Here is a 3317-nt window from a genome sequence, read left to right on the forward strand (position 1 = left end):
CGGTCCGTAGGAGCCTGGCTGGGGCTAACGACACGCCGCTATCAATCAGGCGAGGTCGACTATGACGGTCATATCTCGCGCCGTGGCGACGCCCATTTGCGCGGTCTCCTGTTCGAAGCTGCAACTGTTATTCTCACGCGCAGCAGTGCCGATAGCGGCCTTCGCTCTTGGGGGTTAAAGCTAAGGGAAAGGCTGGGTTTCAAACGTGCCGCGGTCGCCGTTGCGCGCAGATTATCTGTCACAATGCACGCGATGCTTAAGAGTGGTCAGCTTTTTGATCGCGCAGTTGGAATGGATCCGGCCAACGGCTAGCCGTTCCGAATATTTTCCGCCAACGTCCTGATGGACCGGCGTCAGAACGTCCCTGCCGGGACGTAGGCACGGTGATTCCGCGTGTTGGGGTGCAATCGCAGGTAACCTGCGGATTGCGTCGTCCACATTGGAACACTCGACCTGCGAAGCCCCATCATGCGGCGACCGTGTGTCGACCGCGAAGACGACCCTGCTTCCGGCAAACGCTCACTTGGCGCGCGCAAATCAGACGCTTGGACCCCGCATCGTTCGCTCTCCGGCACTGACCACAGTACCGGCCGGGCTGATCTTTAAAAAAACGCTTGCAAAATGCCGTGCGATTAGACGACCCCATCGCTCACATCTGACCTTCTGACAGAAGCAGGATAATCGGCCGTCCGTCTCCGTCGCAATACGACTTCTAAGCAGGCTCGCCGCCGTGCGGTGGGCTTTGAGATGCGTCGCGTCGATCATGATGCGCTCCGGCTTCGGCCCCCTCGCCGGCGAGCCCGGCGAAGATGCGGTCGAACACGCCCAGCCGGCTCCAGCGTACGAAGCGGTTGTAGAGCGTCTTGTGCGGACCATAGCCCGCCGGCGCGTCCTTCCACTGGAGACCGTTGCGGATCACGTAGACGATCCCGCACCACCCGCCGATCGTCGACCCACGCGACACCGTGTGAAAGCGGGAAATGTGGCGATATCCGCGCCATCTGGCGCTCGCTCAGCAAAAACAAATCACCCATCACGGGCTCTCTCTCGGAAGACCTGAATCACATCTCAAGTCAAATTAATAGGTCCTGAGCCTAGATGGAACCACTACATATTGCTCCCACCGGAGTTCAGGCTGGCCGCCACTTGTGCGCTCGTTTCAGAATCAGTAGCCGCTCACAGAATACGTGGGTTCAGAATCAATTTGGCGCATCTCACGAGCGAGCGCTAAGTTCCTAGTGCATAAACGGAATCTAAAAAAGTTAGGAACAACTTCATATTAGGGCGTTCTTTGTCATTCGATGCTTATGCGCGCAAACGAAAGGTTGCGCCAATATGGTCCCTGGTGCATTTTTTCGCGATACGAGTCTAACGAGCTCACAAAATTTGCGGAGAAAAGAACCAGACCAGAAAAAGAAACCGGTCCCGAAGAACCTCCGGAAGCGATAGCCTCTCTCTTCCCACCAATAACAAAAACACCTTTTCGGTGAACGGCAAACCTTTGCCTGGTCTCAAGCGGAGACGACGAGATGGGCAACACCCAAATGCATCCGCGGCCAACCGGCCGCATCATAACGCCACAGCGCACCCACTTCCGGCGACTGGCGGAGTCGGCGGAGATCGGTACGGTGACGCGTGCCCAATTGGCTGGCCTCGCTCAATCCCTGACATGCACAGGGCTGATCAATGCGACCGAAAGCCACCTGCTTGTGGCTCTAATCAACACGGTTCCCGCTGAATCGTTTGGCCCGTTCGGCCGTCCGATCGTATTTAAATCTAACCGGCAGCTAGCCTTCGAGATCGGCCGCTCCGTTAGTCGCGTCAGTCGGCTGCTATCGCGCCTATTCGACGCCGGCCTGGTCACCATGCGGGATAGCGGCAACTACAAGCGCTACCCGATCCGCAGCGGCCATGGTGAAATCATGGGTGGGTGCGGAATCGACCTCCGGATCCTGGTCGTTCGATATACCGAGCTGGACAAGCTCGTGAGGCAGGCTCAAGCTGAGAAGAGAGACACCGACGCGGCGTCGCGACGCTATCGTGGCACGCTTCGGGCCGTTCGTTATGCCCTTTCAACCGCCGAGCAGCATTCCGATCGAACGCTGCGGCACGTTGGTGCCCGCATCGATCGCATCAATGTTCTAATTAGGGCCGCCGGCTCAGCATCTAGCCGGATGCTGAGCCGAGCAACGGCCCTTTTGGAGCGGCTGATAGATTGGTTGATGCGGCTCCCCATCACAGCGGTCGAAGCACAAGAGACGGGAAAAACGGCATCCCCGCGTCTTGAAAACGGCATACACAAACGAAATACAATCCCTAAAATTCGTGTACATAGTAACAGTAAATGGCCTTCGCCTAACGCTGACTCCATCCCCAACTCGGCTTGTGAAAAAAGCCTGGGGCCAGATCGGAACGAAATCAGCCAAGCACAAAACTTGCCGAAACCTGCGGTGGCTTTGCAAGACGTAATGAAGGCGGTGCCGATCCTGCAGGTCTACGGGCTTGCACCCAAAAGCTGGGCCGAGCTGGCGCGGAATATGCCATTAATGTGCCGGTTTGCCGGGATTTCCGAGGATGCCAGAACCCGGGCCGTTCAGCAAATGGGTGAGCCTCAAGCCGCTGTCGCGGTTGCCATTACGTTAGAGAAATATAGTAGGCAGGAAGTCAGATCGCCAGGAGGTTATTTGCGTGCCATGACAAATCGGGCCTCCGTGGGCGAGTTGCATCTTGCCCGCTCTGTTTTCGGGCTTGCCGCTCGAAATTGTCAGCAAGAATTAAGACGCGATTGCTTTTAGCTGGACGTAACGGATGGGTGTCAGGCTGCCTTGACCTTGTGAGCGGTCGTCAGGAAGTGTGGCTATTTGGTGCCGAGGAGTCAGGCAGGGAGCTTTCAGCTGTTGCTCGGGTCTGGTTTGCTCTGTAAGCGCGTAGGCCACCCCACGTATCTTTCGAACTGGTGATCGGCGATTTTCTGCATGAGTCATGTGGAGAATCTTATGAGCGACAGTGTGAATCACCCTCGAACCTTTGAGGTTTGACCGCGGAGCCGGTGCGAAGAAGACGCAAGCCACGTGAGTGGTCGGACGACGAAAAGGCGCGGATCCTGGCCATGGCGCTGCAGCCGGGAGCGAACGTCTCGGCGGTTGCCCGGTCTGAAGGCTTAGATCCGTCACAGCTTTATGGATGGCGTCGCACGGCACTGGCATCGGGCGCTGTTGCGCCCCTGACTGATGGAACGGGAACGCAGAAGTTCGCGCGCGTTGAAACGGTAAGCAGCGGCTCGGTCGATATTGCCATTGCCGATATGGTGGTGCGCG

The 3317-nt window shown here is 57.5% G+C and carries 3 protein-coding genes and 1 pseudogene; 3 read left to right on the forward strand and 1 reads right to left on the reverse strand.

The genetic code is table 11. The annotated features are described in order from the left end of the window. Positions 1–312: transposase (locus tag AS026_RS24165; protein ID WP_131815342.1), on the forward strand; the 312-nt coding region annotated here is incomplete at its 5' end. 405 nt (positions 313–717) lie between these two features. On the opposite strand, the pseudogene AS026_RS41750 reads toward AS026_RS24165, so the two are convergent. After that, positions 718–1034, reverse strand: a pseudogene (locus tag AS026_RS41750) (transposase); the annotation flags it as partial. 495 nt (positions 1035–1529) lie between these two features. Between AS026_RS41750 and repC the strand changes: the two are divergent. Beyond that, positions 1530–2795 carry a plasmid replication protein RepC gene (repC, locus tag AS026_RS24175; protein ID WP_028749676.1) on the forward strand — a complete coding sequence of 422 codons (1266 nt, stop codon included), beginning with the start codon at positions 1530–1532 and terminating at the stop codon, positions 2793–2795. A gap of 314 nt (positions 2796–3109) precedes the next feature. Further along, positions 3110–3317: transposase (locus tag AS026_RS24180; RefSeq protein ID WP_245307612.1), on the forward strand; the 208-nt coding region annotated here is incomplete at its 3' end.

The organism is Rhizobium altiplani, assembly GCF_001542405.1.
Classification (GTDB): Bacteria; Pseudomonadota; Alphaproteobacteria; order Rhizobiales; family Rhizobiaceae; genus Rhizobium; species Rhizobium altiplani.

Coding starts and splice junctions, on each gene's coding strand:
- repC (WP_028749676.1), top strand. CDS start 1,530: ATGGGCAACACCCAAATGCATCCGCGGCCAACCGGCCGCATCATAACG.